Below are 15,917 nucleotides of genomic sequence, written 5' to 3'. Positions count from 1 at the left end.
CGGGGCAAATGGGTTGGTCATCGATTGAACGCAAGGTGCGGCAACAACCGCGATTCTCGCTCGACCATCACCGGCACAACGTGCCCATCACGGTTGAGCAGGAACCGCAAGGGGCGTAGTCTATTGACCGCTTACGAAGCATCCACTTTCTTTGGCGATGAACAATGGGGCCATGTCGATGGCAACCAGGTGACCGGCCTTGATTTTGGTGAGGGTCTTGTCGGCGGCGAAAACGTTGCCACCAGTGCTCAATGCGGCTGAGCATGCCAGCGCCAACACGAATCGTTTCATGGGGAGTCCTTCTACGAGACGCTCGACACGATTGCATCGAGACACGTCATGGAGGTAACTCTATCTACTGAGACTGACCAGATAAATATCGGCCAATCGAAGTAACTCACATGCCCATCGAACTTCTCTGGAAGTGCACCGACTCGGTGCTGACATCCTGCACCTTCGCGGCGCGCAAGCATCCCAGAAATGCATGAAGTGCTGGCGGAGGACGCATCTGGTCTTCGCGTATTGCTATCGAAAATTGCGTGTCGCGGAATAGCTGATGGGGCAGCAACTCGACAAGTTCACCACTATCTATCCATGTCTTTGCATAGTGCCTGGGCAGGAACCCGATGCAGTCTCCAGTGAGGATCATCAGGGCCGCTGCCTCAATATGACTGATGCTGGAAATCATGGTCTCTCCACCAGGACTGGCAAATGGAAACTCGTGCGTTCCCAGGAATGAGCGCAGCACTTTGTGACTCAACGGGAGTGCTGCGGCAAGGTCTCCTTCGTCTGAGATCCTAGCCAGCGAGTGGTCACGGTGGCAGACCAGCACATCACGCTGGAGGTACAGAGCCTCGTAGTTAAGGCGTGGCAGTCGGCTGTAGAAGATGCCAACAGCCACGTCAATGCGATGCTCTTGTAAGCCGCGTTCGAGCTCCTGAGGCGACAGCACCTCGAGCAGTAGCCGAGCCTGGTTGTGAGGCTGCCGTCGGAACCGCTCTACCGCTGTTCGAAACGGGGAGTTGGGGTCGCTGACGATATTGTCAATGAAGCCAATGCGAAGTTGGCCAGTCATGCCCCCTCGCAACTCCCCAGCCTGCATCTCGAAGTTGTGCACGGATTGAAAAAACTCAATCACTAGGCGGTATAGAGATTCGCCCTTGTCAGTGAGCTTGAAACCGCCCCTGCCACGATGACAGACGACGTAGCCAAGCCGGGTTTCCAACTGGGACATTTGAGCACTGATAGTGGAGGAACCAACATTGAGGATGGACTGGGCATTGGCAAAGCCGCCTGCTTCCACCACCGCTCGAAAGACTCTCAACAAGCGAACGTCTATGTCACTGATTACCACTGCAAACTCCAGATGCCATCTGCACAGAAATAGCAAGCGTGGTGCCATTCATCGGCACCAAATTAGTGCGGCGCCATGAATCCGTGCATTCTTCTGATGACTTCTGGTCCGACTTCCTAAAGAGGCTGAACATCCCACTGCGACGGCGAGGGCGCGAGAACTAAAAGCAGATACGGGATGCTGTCAGCGTTCAACCGGGGTCGCGCTGTGTCTGTGGCTGCTCGAAGAAGGGCGCCGCGCGCCCGCAGTGACAAGTTCTGGGACGCGGTCGTCGGTTACGGCCAGTGCCTTGCAAGGACCGGTGTTCGTAGGTGCAGTCGTTCAGGCGATGGTCCGCGAATGACTCTGACCAGCCTTTAACTGTCCTTGCACGGCAGGCGGCAGCCCTGCAGCGGTTGCTGCCGGTGGCCGCCGGCGAGCGCAATTTCACTGCTTGATACCCAAGCGGTCATCGGCCTCGGTGGAATTCGAACCGCGACCCCGCCAAGACCTGCATCTCGCCGTCTTCCAGAATTGCTGTCTCGATAAACCAGAGCAGTTCAGTGACAGGTCTGTCAGTTCGACTTCTTGAGCGAACCTAGTCGTCTCGCATCATTTTTTCGAAGACATGTGCGTGGTAGCCGCAAACGCCACCGTTGTCCTGGTCACCTTGCCCTAGCGCTTCTTCACAGACTGAGCATTCCTTGTAGTCGAGTTCAGCTCCGCACCATAGGCAATGCTGCTCCTGGATGAGAAAGGTTGAGCGATCACAACCATTGCAGTCCTCGACACCGGGCTCGCCTCCATCGCGTGGGTCATAGTCGTAGGCGTCGTTGAGTGCCTTGATCATCAGCGGAGCAATCACGTCCGAGTGGCCGCAGGCTACACAGCCGTATTTGAACGACTTATCCTGGCGCTCAACGCTGGCCCCGTCCTCGATGTCGTCTTGGCTGGGACGGAGCAGGGAAGAGCCGCATTCCTCACACTGGCACTGACCTAGCCACGGCCGCATCAACTCAGGGACACCAGCGTCGTCCCACGCAGCCGCACATGACGCCATGGTGTTGGTGAAGAATTCGTGATGCGCGAGCATGACGGGCCATGCAGTGGCTAGCAACTCGGCGGGCTGCTCGTTCAGTTGCGTCTGAATGAACTCGCCCAGAACAGGGAACAGGTCGGCAACGAAGCCCGCCACCTCGCCCAGCGTATTGGCAGGGTGCAAGTGCTCCAGGTGATTGCGGCACTCCTGCATCTTTTCGATGGCCTGCCAGTCGACTTCAATATTGAACCCCTCGAAGCGCTTCTTGATGGTCGCGACATCGATGGTGGTCTTTCTGAACTTCCCAACGGGCTTCCACTCGACGCCACCATTGCCGTCAGCTTGCGGCATGACTTCTGGAGGGTTGAAGATCAAGGCAGGCGCATCGTCAGGATCATCGACCGAAACCGCGATCTTGTACTTGAACAGAAGCAGGATGCCTGCGAACAGGTTCCGAACGGCTGAAAGGGCACGGGCCGGATCGCCTCCCTGTTCCTTCGTCTGCTTGGTGCGCTGGAAATCCTCAATGCCAAGGCGAATCGATGTTAGCGCGTTCTCCTTTAGCTTCTCTGCGTCTAGTTCTGCCATTGTTGTTCGTTGAGGTTGAAAGTTATGTTCGTGCCATGGCTGCTGGACCACATAAGATCGAGCAGTTTGGTTCCGCAACCAAGGCATGGATCACATGAGGGTCCGACAGTTCATTTCTAGCCACGGCTATCTGAGTATTCCACGCCGACGCTCTGCTACGCCCGCTTGTCGAGGCCGCTGGCAGCCAAAGGCCGTTTTTTGTGGTTGCTGCCGTTCAGGCCTCGGACCGCCAATGACTCCGAGCAGTCTGAAGCGGTCACGCGCCGGCCCTTGATGTCGCGCACTTTATTGCCCTGGCTCGGTCTTCGGTGTGCTTACCCACGGCCACCGTCGCACCCGTTCGCTGCGAAACGCCCGAGGGGTGCACCGGGCTAGCTTGTCGCAGACTCTATTGCCCAAGAACAGCAGCGATGCCGGACACACATCAGTCGTCGGTTGGCTCGCTGAAGACACCTCCAGCGGCGGAGGTGCCACCTTGCGGGCGCGGCGGCTTGGGCTGTGCGCCAGTTTCAAAGATCAAGCCTTGCAGCGCCAGCATACGCAGCCGCTGGACCCGCTTGGGGCCCTTGCGAAAGCGAACCAGGTCGGCGTGCAGCAGCGGCGCACTGTCCTGGTCAATCGCCACGTAGATCACCAGCTCGGATTCATCGGCACGGCGCGTCACCGCCGCTGCTCCACCTGGGCCACTGCATCAAGTCCTGCCTCGGCCTCAACCCGCCCCTGTCCCGCAAGCTGGAAGCCGCGCACATTCGCATAAACGGGCTCGGCCAACTCCAGCAAGCTGTGCCGGGGGAGCGCTTCCTTGATGTACTTCTTGAATATCTGGGCGCCCCCGCCTGTCAGCACGACGTTGTCAAACCGTTGTGTATCGCCGATTTGACTGAGCATCGCGCCCACGGCTTGGTGAGCCACGGTCATGGCCAAAGGCTTGAACTTCTCGATGGAATAGGGCTTGCCATACAAGGTCAGTGGACGTTCCTTGCGGAGCGCCAAGTCGATGGCATCCAGATGCAGGTAGATCGCACCGATGTCACGCGATATCTCGCGCGCGATGATGCGCAGCATGTTGTTGACGCCCCGATCAACCGAATGGCTCTTGCGGATCAACAGCCTCATGCCGCGTGTGGACACCCAGTCAAAGGTGCGGGTACCCACGTCAATGATCAGGCTGTCCTGGTGCTGAATTTGATCGAGCACGCCTTGCTGTGCTGCGTAGGTGACCAGTGCCCCTTGCGGCTGCGCCACGGCAAGCGCCCTTTTGACCAGAACCTTGCGGCCCCGCCCAACCGAGTGCTCGCCTTCGGCCAGCTTGACGAGGCTGTCTTTCTTGTCCGCGAAATAGGCCACCGGCAGGCCCACCACGAGCAGGTCGATGACCTCGACGTTCATGTAGTACAGCGCGCCGCGCATCAAGGCCAGGTACTCAGGCGTGGTGATGAAATCCTCGCCCTTCAACGTTGACCGCCACGGCTCAAGGGCCAATTCAATGTCTGGCCCAACCTCGTAGAAGTGAGGGCCCATTGGCACCGCGACGGTGTCACGCCGACCACCCAACCCTTGCATGGTGGTGTCGCTCGAACAGAACTCAGCCATCGATAGAAAGCTGCCGCATTCGATGCAGTCGCCGTCAACTCGGCGGATGTACTTGGTGATGCCGTATCCAACATCAATAGCGCGCACGATGCTCATGAAAATCCCCAAAGAAGAACAGATGCTCATGAGGGTGCGCAAAGGCGGGTCAGCCAGCCACCGGCAATGGGCGCTGAATGGGGTGGATTTCGGCATCAGCCTGATCAATGGCATCGGACCCAGTCCGGCTCTGCTCCCAATGCGCACGGACCACGCTCATCCACGGCGGGGTCAAGCGCATGGATAGTCTGATTGCGGTCAGCCTGCAATCGGGCGCATTTCGCTTGGCCAGACCGGTTTCGGAGAGAGAGGTATCGCGAAGACTTGTCAACCCCAAGGGCACGCAGACCAGGTCATTGGCGATCAGGGGTAATGGCGGGATAACGGCACTTTTTGCGCTTGCATTGAGGTGCCGCCTAGCGCATGCTTTGATGGCGTCAAGCCGGTAGCTTCCACACCGGGCGCATCGGTCGCCAAAGGAAGCCCTGGAGTCGTGACGCCATGTCACGCTGGACCTTGAGTCGGAAGTGTCCCCGCTGGCCATCGCAAGATGGTGGTCAGCTTGTTTGCGGCACGCATGCCTGCGTGTCAATGTGGATCCATGTCGGTCTTGAACCGACGATGCTTGCCTTGCGCCCTTGGAGGCCTTGGCAAACGGCGCGCGCTCTCGCGACGCCCGTGATCCCCTTCGCCCCGCCTCACGCTTTGCTTCGAGCATCCCCTGTCATGTCGGCCCGACCGACAGCTTGCGGATTGGCGTGAACAGACCCTGCACCGCGTTGGCTTCGGTGTCATCAGATGGTCTGGCGGCGGCGTTCGATTTGGGTGCCTTGATTGGCATCCCGTACGGGTGACGCCCGTGCAACTTTGCTGCGCAGCCTTCCGGCCAGACCGGTCGATCTGCGGTTCGCCCCGAGCGAGCAGCCACGTGTGCCTGACACCGTGTGCACGGCGTTCACTTTTACGACTGGCCTGGCTGCGGCTTTGTTCGCAACCGAATGCTGACCTTGCGCGCGATGGGATGCACGCGCCTCTCTCAACCCCTACAACCCTTGACTGGACGAAATGGATTGATCATGACCAAGACTCAAACCCAGCCTGTTGAACTGGACAGGCTACCCCTTCAGCCACAGCGCTGGAAATACGTTCTGGCGCTGATCCTGGAGCGCCACAACTGGCGCCACTCCACGAAAAGCAAAGGCGTGTCGCACGCCACGATGGAGGAGCGCAGGCAGTTTTGCTTCCGCATCTTTTCGTTCCTTCGAGACAACCCAGTCAAATGCTTCAAGCTTGATCCGCGCTCGTTCAGCGGGCGGCATGTTGATCTGTTGATGGCCGATTGGCGCCAGCGGGCTGAGCGTGGCGAGCTGGGCGCGGCAACGCTGCAGAAGAATCACAGCTTCCTCACGACCTTTGCGGGATGGATCGGCAAGCCCAAGCTGGTCAAACCACTGAGCGCCTATTTCGACGACCCGGCGCTGATCACGCGCAGCTACATTGCGACCATGCCAAAGGGCTGGCGACAGCGCGGCGTGGATGTCGATCAGGTGCTGGCGCAGGTCGAACGCCATGACCTGCATGCAGCGGCCTCACTGCGGCTGATGCAGGCATTTGGATTGCGGTTCAAGGAAGCCTGCATGCTGCGCCCGCATGCGGACGTACTGACTGCCGTGCAGGCAGGCCAAGTAGGTGGCAACACCGCGCTGTACCTCTTTACGCATAGGGGGACGAAGGGCGGGCGCAAACGCTACGTGCCAATCGATACCGACGCACGCCTGCAGGCCATCAAGCTGGCGCAGGACTTGGTCATTGGGGAAAACGACAGCATCAGTGATCCACAACTGACGTTGGTTCAGGCCATCAGGCATTTGCGGTATGTGATGGAGCGCTTCGGCGTGACCAAGAAGGCCTTGGGCGTAGTGCCGCATGGCCTGCGGCACCAGTACGCGGCGGATGAATACCAGCAAGCGACGGGATCGCCCGCACCGGTCAATGGCGGCGAGATATTGGACCGCGCTGTGGACGTGGCCGCAAGGCGAGACATTGCGGAGAGGCTGGGCCATGGGAGACCTCAGATCGTCAATGCCTACCTCGGTGGTAGGCACGTCGCAGATCGCCAAGCCGTCCCCGAACTTCCGGTCACTGCATCCGACAACACATCACGCATGGTCGATGATCGACAGGTTTATCTCGATGGCACTGCGCCTATCGCTTGATCCATCTCGGTCAGAATCTGCTGCAAGGCAGCGACGACATAGCCCAACGCTACGGCGATCAAATCCGCTGGCTGTTCGATCGAACCAGGATTGCGCCAATCAGCGCATACGGATTTCAATGTGTCGCTAAAGGCTTCGGACATGTCGGCCTGCTGCTCCAACACTTGCAGCACTCGCATGGCGTCGGCGACATAGGCTGCGAGCTTCAAGTTAGCCATGAGTTCCTGCTGCCGCAGGAAAAGGCCTTTGAGCTTTTGCATGAGTTGATCGCAATGCAGGGACTCCGGCACGGTACTTGAGGAATTGTCCATGTCAGCTTCCCTTCGATGGATGATCGGCCCTCAGCACATTCATCTGAACAGATGCGCTGTTGCACTGGTGCACGACAAGTGCAAGAAGAATGAGGCGTGGCGCCTCGACATTCGAGTCCGTGAAGATGGTGAATCGCCGCATGGCTCCTTCTCCTCTTGTTGACAGGAGTTCAGGTTCCCACGCAATTGATCGACTTCAACTGCTGCCATTCACACGACAGCATGGCACCTCGTCACGTCGACCGATCAGCCGGGGATCCTTGAACCGTCGCGGCCACGCCATCCAACCAATCAGCCCAGGCTTGCATCATCTGCCGCCGTTCCGGCAAATAGTCGGCATGGTTGTAGGCGGCCTTCACGCGGTTGCGTTCGGTGTGCGCCAATTGCAGCTCGATGATTTCGGATCGATAGCCCATCTCGTGCAAGCGCGTCGAGGCAGTGGCCCGGAAGTCGTGGCCCGAGACTTCGCCAACAGCAAAGCCCATGATGGAAAGGGCACGGTTGATCGTGGTGCCGCTCATCACGTCATGCGGGCGTCGGGTATTCGGGAACAGGCAACGTCCATCACCAGTGACGGCCTTCAATTCACGCAATGCCTCAACGGTCTGCCGTGCCAGAGGCACGATGTGCATGCGGCGCATCTTCATCCTCTCGGCAGGAATGCGCCACTCGGCTTCCTCCAGATGGAAGTCAGCCCATTCGGCATGCCTTACTTCAGTGGTGCGGACAAAGGTCAGCAGCAAGAGTCGCACGGCAATGATGGTGGTGCGGTGCCCGCCGTACACAGCGAGTCGATTTTGCAGGTCTGCGATGTCTTCTCGTGACAGCGGCTTGCTGTGCTCAACGGGTGGCCGAATGACGGCACCACGCAAAGGCGCCGCAGGGTCAAGGTCCGCGCGCAGCGTTGCGACGGCATAGCGAAACACAGCCGAACACCACTGGCGCAAATTGAGCGCCACGGTTTCCGCGCCGCGCTTCGACGCGCGGTCCAGGATGGCCAGGACGTCTGCCGATGTCACTGCGCGGATGGGCAGTCGCCCAATGCGCGGGTAGATGTCCGTCTTCATGCCGCGCTCGATTTGCAGCAGGTAGTAGGGCGTCCACCCACCACGCTTCTTCTCGATCCATTCCTGCGCGATGGCCTTGAAGGTGTCGCGGTTGCTCGCGATGGTCTGGCGGCGCCCGTTCTGTCGATCATGCGCGGGGTGCTGCCCCTTTTTGATCAGTTCGCGTGCGTCGTCGCGGACCTTGCGCGCCTCGGACAAGGTGATGGTCGGGTAGTCGCCAAGCGCAAACAGGTTCTCTTTGCCATCGATGCGATACCGGTAGCGCCAGAGCTTCGAGCCGTTGGGCTTGACCTCCAGGTACAGGCCATTGCCATCAGAGAGCTTCAGCGGCCTTTCGCTGGCCTTGGCCTGACGGATCTTGATGTCGGTGAGTGGCATGGCTGCTCCGCTGAATTCCCCGGCGCGCACGGGCGAGCCGACCTGAATTCATCTTTGCAGCCATGCCTGGCGCGTCAAGGTCAGTGGGTGCAATGCTGCTTACAAGGCACCGTCAGACGGGTGCTTTGACCATGGCAACGGCCTAAAACCGATACCCGCTTTGATACCCGCTTTTTTCCGGGATGAGAGGGGCTTTGGTGAGACGTCAAGAGCCAAGCTCCCCAGGAGAACGCTGGATTTTGGGCCAGCATGGGACGCCAGAAAACGACCTTGGGGCTGGTCGATCATCAGCAGCATGTGCGCTCTTTCCTGTGGAGTTCGTGAGGGGCGCTGGGCAGCCCCCGTTGTCCGGCCCGCTCGGAAACCCGCTTTGGATCACTGAACGGCCAGTGTCTTGGCGGATGGGGCGTCTGGCGCCTTCGAGGGCGCGATGGTTCGGTCAGTTCGCAGGCTTACGCCAACGCCGACGGCACAGGTCTGCTGAGGGAGACGAGGACACACGCATGCTGGACATTCTAGCCACCTCGGGCCACGGCGGCGCAGCCCGGCCATTTCACGCCGGTCCATCACCGCAGCAGCTCACCCGCGAATGCGGGGGCAGGTGGTGGCGGCGCACGACGGCCGTGGGCTAGCCCGGTTGAGTTTTCACCAGGAGTTCGATAGCGTTCGTTTCACATCAATCAATCGAGGGAGAGACCATGCGTTTCATCGCATCCTTGGGCGTCAGCGTGCTCGCGCTGACCGTGAGTTCCACCACCCTGGCGGCCGATCTGCTCGGCGTCACCGTTTCGGTGAACAACGTCCAGGCGAACATGATCAACCTGTCCACGGGTTCGTCCACGCCTGTTGTCCGTGAATGGACCCCGCCTACACCTTACAAAAACAACTGGGACTACGTGGCGCCCCACTGGTGGGGGATGCACACGTACCAGCACGGCGGCTCGCTCATGGACGGTGGGGGCGGTGCGATGACCGTCTCAGCCATCCCGATGCTGGCAACCCAGGGCCCGACCTACAGCGCCGGGGACAGCCAGGTGCAGATCCAGGCTGGGCCGGGTGCGGTGACCCTGAACGAGGCGCTCCAGAACACCGCAGAGATCAAGCAGGAGTTGGCCGCCCCTCGCTCGCACGGCCCCAACGCCACCAACGATGGCCCCAGCCCCTACAAGACGTCCATCAACTTCCAGGAAACCGACTTCCATTTTGACGACATGTCCTTTGAGGTCGGCGCGAACTCGGCCCTGGAGATCACCGCGCGAGTCACGATCACCCACCAAAGCGACCCCAGCATTTTTTCCACCGACGCGGCCCTTGCTCAGGCCTTTGGCAAGACGATCACCGGTGTCGACGCCGATGTTGGCGGGTACTTTGGCATGAGCCTGTCTTACGTTGACGGCGGTTGGGCTTATTCCGGCGTGCGCCCGGAGCTCACCAGCTCCGTCTCGCAAAAGGTGACATTCAGCAGCGGATACACCATCGATCACAAAGGGCTCGTCACCACCAGCGGCGACCAGGATGGCACCTTCATCGCCACCGTTCGTTTCGAGAACAAGAACTACCGCCCCGTGCTGGCCCAGCTGAAACACACCCTTGGCACCGACCTGAGCCTGTACACCCGCTTCGACCCCGCGCTGGTCAGCTCGGTTCCCGAGCCCGGCAGCTTCGCCCTGGCGGCGGTTGGCCTGGGCTTGATGGGTTGGCAGCGAGCACGCCGTCAAGGCGCTCAAAAAGCCCAAAAGGCTCCAAAGTCTCAGGAAGCAGCCCACCTCGTTTGAGGCGAAAAAGCCCAGGGCCACCGTCACCAAGGTGAGCAAACCTCGGTGACGGCCCCCCCCTCGGATGACTGCCCAAGGCGACGGGGTCAGGCCACGAGCTTGCTGCATGATCGGCGCTCTATGCCTGCACCACGCGCCCTCGCTGCTCGCCCTGCCACTCGCCCCGCCGCGCCACCCGGCGCCCCGGCCACCCTGCTGGGCCTGGAGCTGATGCGCTTCGTCTGCGCCCTGTCGGTGCTGCTGTGGCACTACCAGCACTTCTACGTGGTGGGGCCGGTCACGGCCGACATGACGCACGGCCACGCCGTGCAGCCCCTGGCGGGCTGGCTGGCGCCTTTTTACGGCCACGGCTGGCTGGGCGTGCAGGCCTTCTGGGCGCTGTCGGGCTTCATCTTCTTCTGGAAGTACGGGCAGGCGGTGGCCGATGGCAAGGTGGCCGCAGGCCGCTTCGCCTGGCTGCGGTTTTCGCGCCTGTACCCGCTGCACCTGGTCACCTTGCTGGCCATGCTGCCGCTGATCGCCTGGTACCGAGCCCAAACCGGGCAAGACTACGTCTACACCCACAACGACATGGCGCACTTCGTGCTGCAGCTGTTCCTGGCCAGCGACTGGGCTGGGCGCAGCGAGTGGTCGTTCAACGGACCCATCTGGAGCATTTCCATCGAGGTGCTGGCTTATGGCGTGTTCTTCGCGCTCAGCCGACTGGGCTGGGTGCGGCCCTGGCAGATCGGCGCGGTCATCGCGGTCACGGGCGCCATCTACGCGCTCAAGCTGACGCCACACCCGCTGGTGCTGTGCCTGTTCTTTTTCTACCTGGGCGGGCTCACGCACGCGGCTTGGCGGTGGCTGCAAGGCACCACCCTGGCGTTGCGGGGCTTGGCCCAAACCGGCATGGCCGTGGCGCTGGCACTGGGCACGGGCCTGGCGTTCATGGGCATGCTGCGCCCGATGTTCTACGTCGCCCTGCTGACGCCCGTGGCGATGCTGGCCTTGTTGGCACTGGTGCAGCCCCGCTCCGAACGCATCTCGCGCGGCCTGACCACGCTGGGCCACACCACCTACGCCAGCTACCTGCTGCACTTTCCGCTGCAGCTGCTGGTGGCCAACCTGAGCGGCGCCAACCCCGCCAACCTGCCCCTGCACTCGCCTTGGTGGCTGCTGGCTTACCTGGTGGCGACCTTCGGCCTGGCAGCGCTGACCTACCGCTGGCTCGAAGCCCCGGCCCAGGCTGCGCTGCGGCGTTGGTCAGACCACCGTCGTGTGAAAGCCTGATTCAGGCTCGACCTGGCTGACCAGGGTGGCGCGAGCCAGCCAACCCGTGGCTTCGTCGACGCTGAGCGGGCGGGCGTACAAGTAGCCCTGCAAGGCGTGACAACCCGCCTCGCGAGCGGCACGGGCGTGCTCGGGGGTCTCCACGCCTTCGGCCACCACGTCGAGATCGAGCACCGAGGCCAGGTCGCAGATGGCCTTGACCACGGCCACGGCCTCGGTGTTGGGCATCGGGTCAATCAGCGATCGGTCGATCTTGACCGTCTGCAGCGGCAGGCTGCGCAGCATGTTCAGCGACGAAAAGCCGGTGCCGAAGTCATCGAGCGCCACCTCCACGCCCTGCTCGCGCAACAGCTTGATGTGGGCCATGGCCTGGTCCATGTGCGTGACGGCGGCCGTCTCGGTGATCTCCAGGGTCAAGGCGCGCGGCGGCAGGCTGTGTTGCCTGAGCGTCTGCATGACCTGGGCGGGGAAGTTGGCATCCAGCAACTGCAGCGGCGACACGTTGACCGCCACCGGCACGATGCGCAGGCCCGCCTGGCGCCAAGCCGCGAGCTGTCTGCAGGCCTCGCTCAAAATCTGCGCACCCAAAGGCACGATCAGGCCGGTGCGCTCGGCCGCAGGGATGAAGTCCAGCGGGCTGACGCGGCCGATGCCCGGTCGGTCCCAACGCACCAGGGCTTCGAAACCGATGAGCTCGCCCCGCTGCGCACACACCTTGGGCTGGTAGACCAGCGTGAACTCGTGGTTCTGCAAGGCCGCTCGCAGGGCTTGTTCGGCGTTGAAGAAAGCGGCCATGCCTTGCTTGATCTGGTCGGCGGCGAACTGCACCGAGGTGCCTGGCAGGCGCTTGGCCTCGTGCATGGCGGCGTGGGCAGCCTGCAGCAGTTGCTCGGGCCCCTGCGCCGAAGAAGGGTGCGTGGCCACGCCCATCGACACGTCGATGTAGAAGCGGTGCTCGCGCACGGTCAGCGGCTCGCTGAGCAGGCGGCGAATGGTGTGGGCCAGGTCGGTGGACACGCGCGCCGGATCGCCCTGGGCCGGCGCCAGCAGGGCGAACTCGTCCTCGCCCAGTCGCATGACCTCGGCGCGGTCCTGCAACCGGTCGCGAAGCAGGTGGGCCACGCCGATCAGCACCTCGTCGCCCACCCGGTGACCATGGGCCTCGTTGAAAAACTTGAAGCGATCGACGTCGAGCAACAGCAGCACGAAGCCGTCCTGGTCCCAGTCCTCGAAGCAGGTGCCCAGGCGGCGCAGCAGCGCAGCCCGGTTGGGCAGACCGGTGAGTTCGTCGTGGCGCGAGCGCCATTGCAGGGCCTGGGCGGCGGCCTGCTGGGCGGTCTCGTCCGAGACCACGACCTGCAGCGCCTTCTGACCATCCCAATCGACCTGCCAGGCCTTGTAGCGCAGGTGCAGTCGGCGGCCGTCGAGCGAGAGGCGCTCACCGCCCCACTCGGCCTGCTCCATCTGTCCACGGATGACCTGCGTGGCCATGTCGGTGGCGGCTTCGCGATCGGTGGCCGGCACGGTGCGAGCCACCCACTCGGGCGAGAAAATCTCGGGCACCTCGGCCACCGCGTCCATGCCGAAGATGCGCCGAAACGCCGGGTTGGCGTAGGTGACCATGCCCCGGCGCACCACGGCCACGCCCTGGTGCGAGCGCTCCGTCAAAGCAAAGAACCGGTCTTTGAGCCGGTTGGCGCGCGCCGCCGAACGCACCATGGCCGCGTACAGCAGCGCCAGGCAAAGCGTCAGGCGCAACACCGCCGCGACGGTGGATTGAACGGGAGCGGCCGCCTCCCCGCCGAACACGAAGCTGAAGTGGTTCAGGCCCAGCAACACCAGCACGATGCCCACGGTGCGCTGGCTCAAGCCACCACCCCACAACCAGCGGCAAACCACCAGGCCGACCAGGGTGTTGAGCGCTGCCACGCCGGCTTGCGCCAGTTGGATGTCGACCAGCAGCAGGCCGCCGTACAGCGCCGACTGACCGAAGAACAGCGCCGGTGCCGCGTGACGCGGCCAGCGCTTGCGCGAGAGGTGCGCCAACCCCGCGACCAACAAGGTCAGCGAACCGGCGGCCACGCCGATCAACCCGAGGGCACCGAGCATGTGCAAGGCCGGCTGAGGCTGCCCCCAAGCCCAGTAGGCCACCGGGTTGAAGCAGTAGACGAGGTGCGCAAACCCCAACAGCGCCGCGAAGATCAGCGAACGATCCTTGCGCCAGACCAGCAGCAGGGCGCTGCCGGTGACCAGCATCACGGCGATGAAAAAAACAAAGGGGTACAGCACGGTCTGGAAGGCCTGCGCAAAGCAGGCTGTCTTGGTCTTCCAGAATCGGTCATCGCCCCATCCCGGGGCATGGGTGGAATCCCGCCTGAGGTGTTGAACAATGCCGGAATCCACCCCCCTGATCCGAGGATCCGGACATCAGACATGTCCGCTCCCCGAATGCGGGCGAATCAAAGGCCTTGTTCGACCATCTCGGCCGCGCGCACCACGGCGCGGGCCTTGGCCTCGGTCTCTTTCCATTCGAGCTCGGGCACCGAATCGGCCACCACGCCGGCGCCAGCCTGCACATACAGCACCTGGTCCTTGATGACGCCGGTGCGGATGGCGATGGCCACGTCCATGTCACCCGCGAAGCTCAGGTAGCCGACGGCACCGCCGTAGACACCGCGCTGCACGGGTTCCAGCTCATCGATGATCTCCATGGCGCGGATCTTGGGCGCGCCGCTGAGCGTGCCCGCCGGGAAGCTGGCGCGCAGCACGTCCAGGCCGCTCATGCCGTCTTTGAGCGCGCCCTCGACGTTGCTGACGATGTGCATGACGTGCGAGTAGCGCTCGATGCCGAAGGCCTCGGTCACCTTGACCGAGCCGGTCTTGGCGATGCGGCCGATGTCGTTGCGCGCCAGGTCGATCAGCATCACGTGCTCGGCGCGCTCCTTCGGGTCGGCCAGCAGCTCTTTCTCATTGGCCACGTCGGCCTCGGGCGTGGCGCCACGCGGGCGCGTGCCGGCGATCGGGCGGATGGTCACCGTTTCGCCGCCCTCGGTGTTCTTCTCCTGGCGCACCAGGATCTCGGGGCTCGAGCCCACGACATGGTGGTCACCCATGTCGTAGTAGTACATGTAGGGGCTCGGGTTGAGCGAGCGCAGCGCGCGGTAGAGCGTCAGCGGCGAGGCGGTGAAGCGCTTTTGCAGGCGCTGGCCGATGACGACCTGCATGCAGTCGCCCGCGGCGATGTATTCCTTGCAGCGCAGCACTGCCGCCTCGAAATCTTCCTTGGCGAAATGCCGCTCCACAGGATGGGATTCGGTCGGTGTCACGGGCGGCACGGGCACGACGGCGTTCAGGCGGGCTTGCAGCTCGCCCAGGCGGTCGACCGCGCGGTCGTAGGCGCCAGGCAGGGCCGGGTCAGCGTAGACGATGAGGAACAGGCGGTCGGCCAGGTTGTCGATGACAGCGAGCTCCTCGCACTGCAGCAGCAGGATGTCGGGCGTGCCGATGCCACCGGGTTTGTGCGTTTTGGCCAGGCGCGGCTCGATGTGGCGCACCGTGTCGTAGCCGAAGTAGCCGGCCAGGCCACCGCAAAAGCGCGGCAGGCCCTGGGGAACGGCGGCCTTGAAGCGCCCTTGATAGGCCTCGATGAAGTCCAGCGGGTTGGCTTCATGCGTTTCGACCACGGTGCCATCGGTGACGACCTCGATGTGGCGGCCGGTGGCGCGCACCAGCGTGCGGGCCGGCAGCCCCACGAAAGAGTAGCGCCCGAAGCGCTCGCCACCCACCACCGACTCGAGCAGGAAGCTCAAAGGCTTGCCCTGCGTGAGCTTGAGGTAGAGCGACAGCGGGGTGTCGAGGTCGGCCAGGGCCTGGGCGACCAGGGGGATGCGGTTGTGGCCCTCAGCGGCCAATGCGTCGAATTCGGAACGGGTGATCATGGTGGTGGGCCTCCGAGCCCCAGGGCACAAAATGGGCTCGCCGGCCCGGTGCCACGGTGATGTGTCGTCTCTGTCCCTCACCCTTTTTGGTGATCTGGGCACCTCGCGCCGGCTGCGTTTACCAGCGCTTACCCATTTCGCCAGGTGAGACCTTTGGCGGTGGGGGCGGGCACCTATCATCGCGCCGCTCACCCACAAAAAACCTTCAGGCAGGCATCAGCATCGCCAGGGCCATGCCCCCCGGTCATGCGGACCTTTGGTCTGTTTGCGTGAGACGAACATGAATCCAGTGTAGCAGGGGGTCGGTCGCGCGCCAGGTCGGCATCGGCAGGCGGCCATTCCCCCTCATTCGACCGGCGGGACATCCCTAA

Annotated in this window: 12 protein-coding genes; 4 read left to right on the top strand and 8 right to left on the bottom strand. The window is 62.5% G+C overall.

The window, feature by feature from the left end; all coding sequences use genetic code 11:
- A partial coding sequence (locus tag ABG80_RS23380) for a hypothetical protein (RefSeq protein ID WP_235513755.1) occupies positions 1–261 on the top strand: 261 nt, incomplete at its 5' end.
- A gap of 136 nt (positions 262–397) precedes the next feature.
- Here the strand turns inward: ABG80_RS23380 and ABG80_RS05635 are convergent.
- The 4 genes from ABG80_RS05635 to ABG80_RS05620 form a co-directional block, all read right to left on the bottom strand.
- Positions 398–1,402 carry a LysR family transcriptional regulator gene (locus ABG80_RS05635; protein ID WP_058086780.1) on the bottom strand — a complete coding sequence of 335 codons (1,005 nt, stop codon included), beginning with the start codon at positions 1,400–1,402 and terminating at the stop codon, positions 398–400.
- Between the two features lie 529 nt (positions 1,403–1,931).
- The gene (locus ABG80_RS05630; RefSeq protein ID WP_058086779.1) at positions 1,932–2,960 is read right to left on the bottom strand and encodes a hypothetical protein; all 1,029 of its coding nucleotides are present in this window, start codon (positions 2,958–2,960) and stop codon (positions 1,932–1,934) included.
- Between the two features lie 424 nt (positions 2,961–3,384).
- Complete coding sequence (locus ABG80_RS05625) at positions 3,385–3,624, bottom strand: hypothetical protein (RefSeq protein ID WP_058086778.1); 240 nt, start codon at positions 3,622–3,624, stop codon at positions 3,385–3,387.
- Positions 3,621–4,745, bottom strand: coding sequence for a PRTRC system protein D (locus ABG80_RS05620; RefSeq protein ID WP_235513754.1), 1,125 nt, complete (start codon positions 4,743–4,745; stop codon positions 3,621–3,623). The genes ABG80_RS05625 and ABG80_RS05620 overlap by 4 nt, the downstream gene beginning before the upstream one ends.
- A 920-nt stretch (positions 4,746–5,665) precedes the next feature.
- Here ABG80_RS05620 and ABG80_RS05615 point away from each other — a divergent pair.
- Entirely contained in the window at positions 5,666–6,805 is a 1,140-nt protein-coding gene (locus ABG80_RS05615; RefSeq protein WP_058086776.1) for an integrase domain-containing protein, read from the top strand.
- Here ABG80_RS05615 and ABG80_RS05610 read toward each other — a convergent pair.
- Positions 6,775–7,116, bottom strand: coding sequence for a hypothetical protein (locus ABG80_RS05610; RefSeq protein WP_152987476.1), 342 nt, complete (start codon positions 7,114–7,116; stop codon positions 6,775–6,777). The genes ABG80_RS05615 and ABG80_RS05610 overlap by 31 nt on opposite strands.
- A gap of 233 nt (positions 7,117–7,349) precedes the next feature.
- Complete coding sequence (locus ABG80_RS05605) at positions 7,350–8,591, bottom strand: tyrosine-type recombinase/integrase (protein ID WP_200964263.1); 1,242 nt, start codon at positions 8,589–8,591, stop codon at positions 7,350–7,352.
- A gap of 668 nt (positions 8,592–9,259) precedes the next feature.
- Here ABG80_RS05605 and ABG80_RS05600 point away from each other — a divergent pair.
- Positions 9,260–10,336, top strand: coding sequence for a PEP-CTERM sorting domain-containing protein (locus ABG80_RS05600; protein ID WP_058086773.1), 1,077 nt, complete (start codon positions 9,260–9,262; stop codon positions 10,334–10,336).
- 120 nt (positions 10,337–10,456) lie between these two features.
- Complete coding sequence (locus tag ABG80_RS05595) at positions 10,457–11,608, top strand: acyltransferase family protein (RefSeq protein ID WP_058086772.1); 1,152 nt, start codon at positions 10,457–10,459, stop codon at positions 11,606–11,608.
- Here ABG80_RS05595 and ABG80_RS05590 read toward each other — a convergent pair.
- Positions 11,582–14,011, bottom strand: coding sequence for a putative bifunctional diguanylate cyclase/phosphodiesterase (locus ABG80_RS05590; RefSeq protein ID WP_058086771.1), 2,430 nt, complete (start codon positions 14,009–14,011; stop codon positions 11,582–11,584). The genes ABG80_RS05595 and ABG80_RS05590 overlap by 27 nt on opposite strands.
- A 56-nt stretch (positions 14,012–14,067) precedes the next feature.
- On the bottom strand, positions 14,068–15,546 hold the full coding sequence (gene trpE, locus ABG80_RS05585) for an anthranilate synthase component I (RefSeq protein WP_058086770.1): 1,479 nt from the start codon (positions 15,544–15,546) through the stop codon (positions 14,068–14,070).
- Positions 15,547–15,917 lie beyond the last annotated feature (371 nt).

Source organism: Aquabacterium parvum, from assembly GCF_001447195.1.
GTDB classification, from domain to species: Bacteria; Pseudomonadota; Gammaproteobacteria; order Burkholderiales; family Burkholderiaceae_C; genus Aquabacterium; species Aquabacterium parvum.
This window is presented reverse-complemented; position numbering and strand designations above follow the sequence as displayed.

Bases quoted from the DNA above. Each gene is read 5' to 3' on its own strand.
- ABG80_RS05635 (WP_058086780.1), bottom strand. From the start codon at position 1,402: ATGGCACCACGCTTGCTATTTCTGTGCAGATGGCATCTGGAGTTTGCA.
- ABG80_RS05630 (WP_058086779.1), bottom strand. From the start codon at position 2,960: ATGGCAGAACTAGACGCAGAGAAGCTAAAGGAGAACGCGCTAACATCG.
- ABG80_RS05620 (WP_235513754.1), bottom strand. From the start codon at position 4,745: ATGCCGAAATCCACCCCATTCAGCGCCCATTGCCGGTGGCTGGCTGAC.
- ABG80_RS05615 (WP_058086776.1), top strand. From the start codon at position 5,666: ATGACCAAGACTCAAACCCAGCCTGTTGAACTGGACAGGCTACCCCTT.
- ABG80_RS05610 (WP_152987476.1), bottom strand. From the start codon at position 7,116: ATGGACAATTCCTCAAGTACCGTGCCGGAGTCCCTGCATTGCGATCAA.
- ABG80_RS05600 (WP_058086773.1), top strand. From the start codon at position 9,260: ATGCGTTTCATCGCATCCTTGGGCGTCAGCGTGCTCGCGCTGACCGTG.
- ABG80_RS05595 (WP_058086772.1), top strand. From the start codon at position 10,457: ATGCCTGCACCACGCGCCCTCGCTGCTCGCCCTGCCACTCGCCCCGCC.
- trpE (WP_058086770.1), bottom strand. From the start codon at position 15,546: ATGATCACCCGTTCCGAATTCGACGCATTGGCCGCTGAGGGCCACAAC.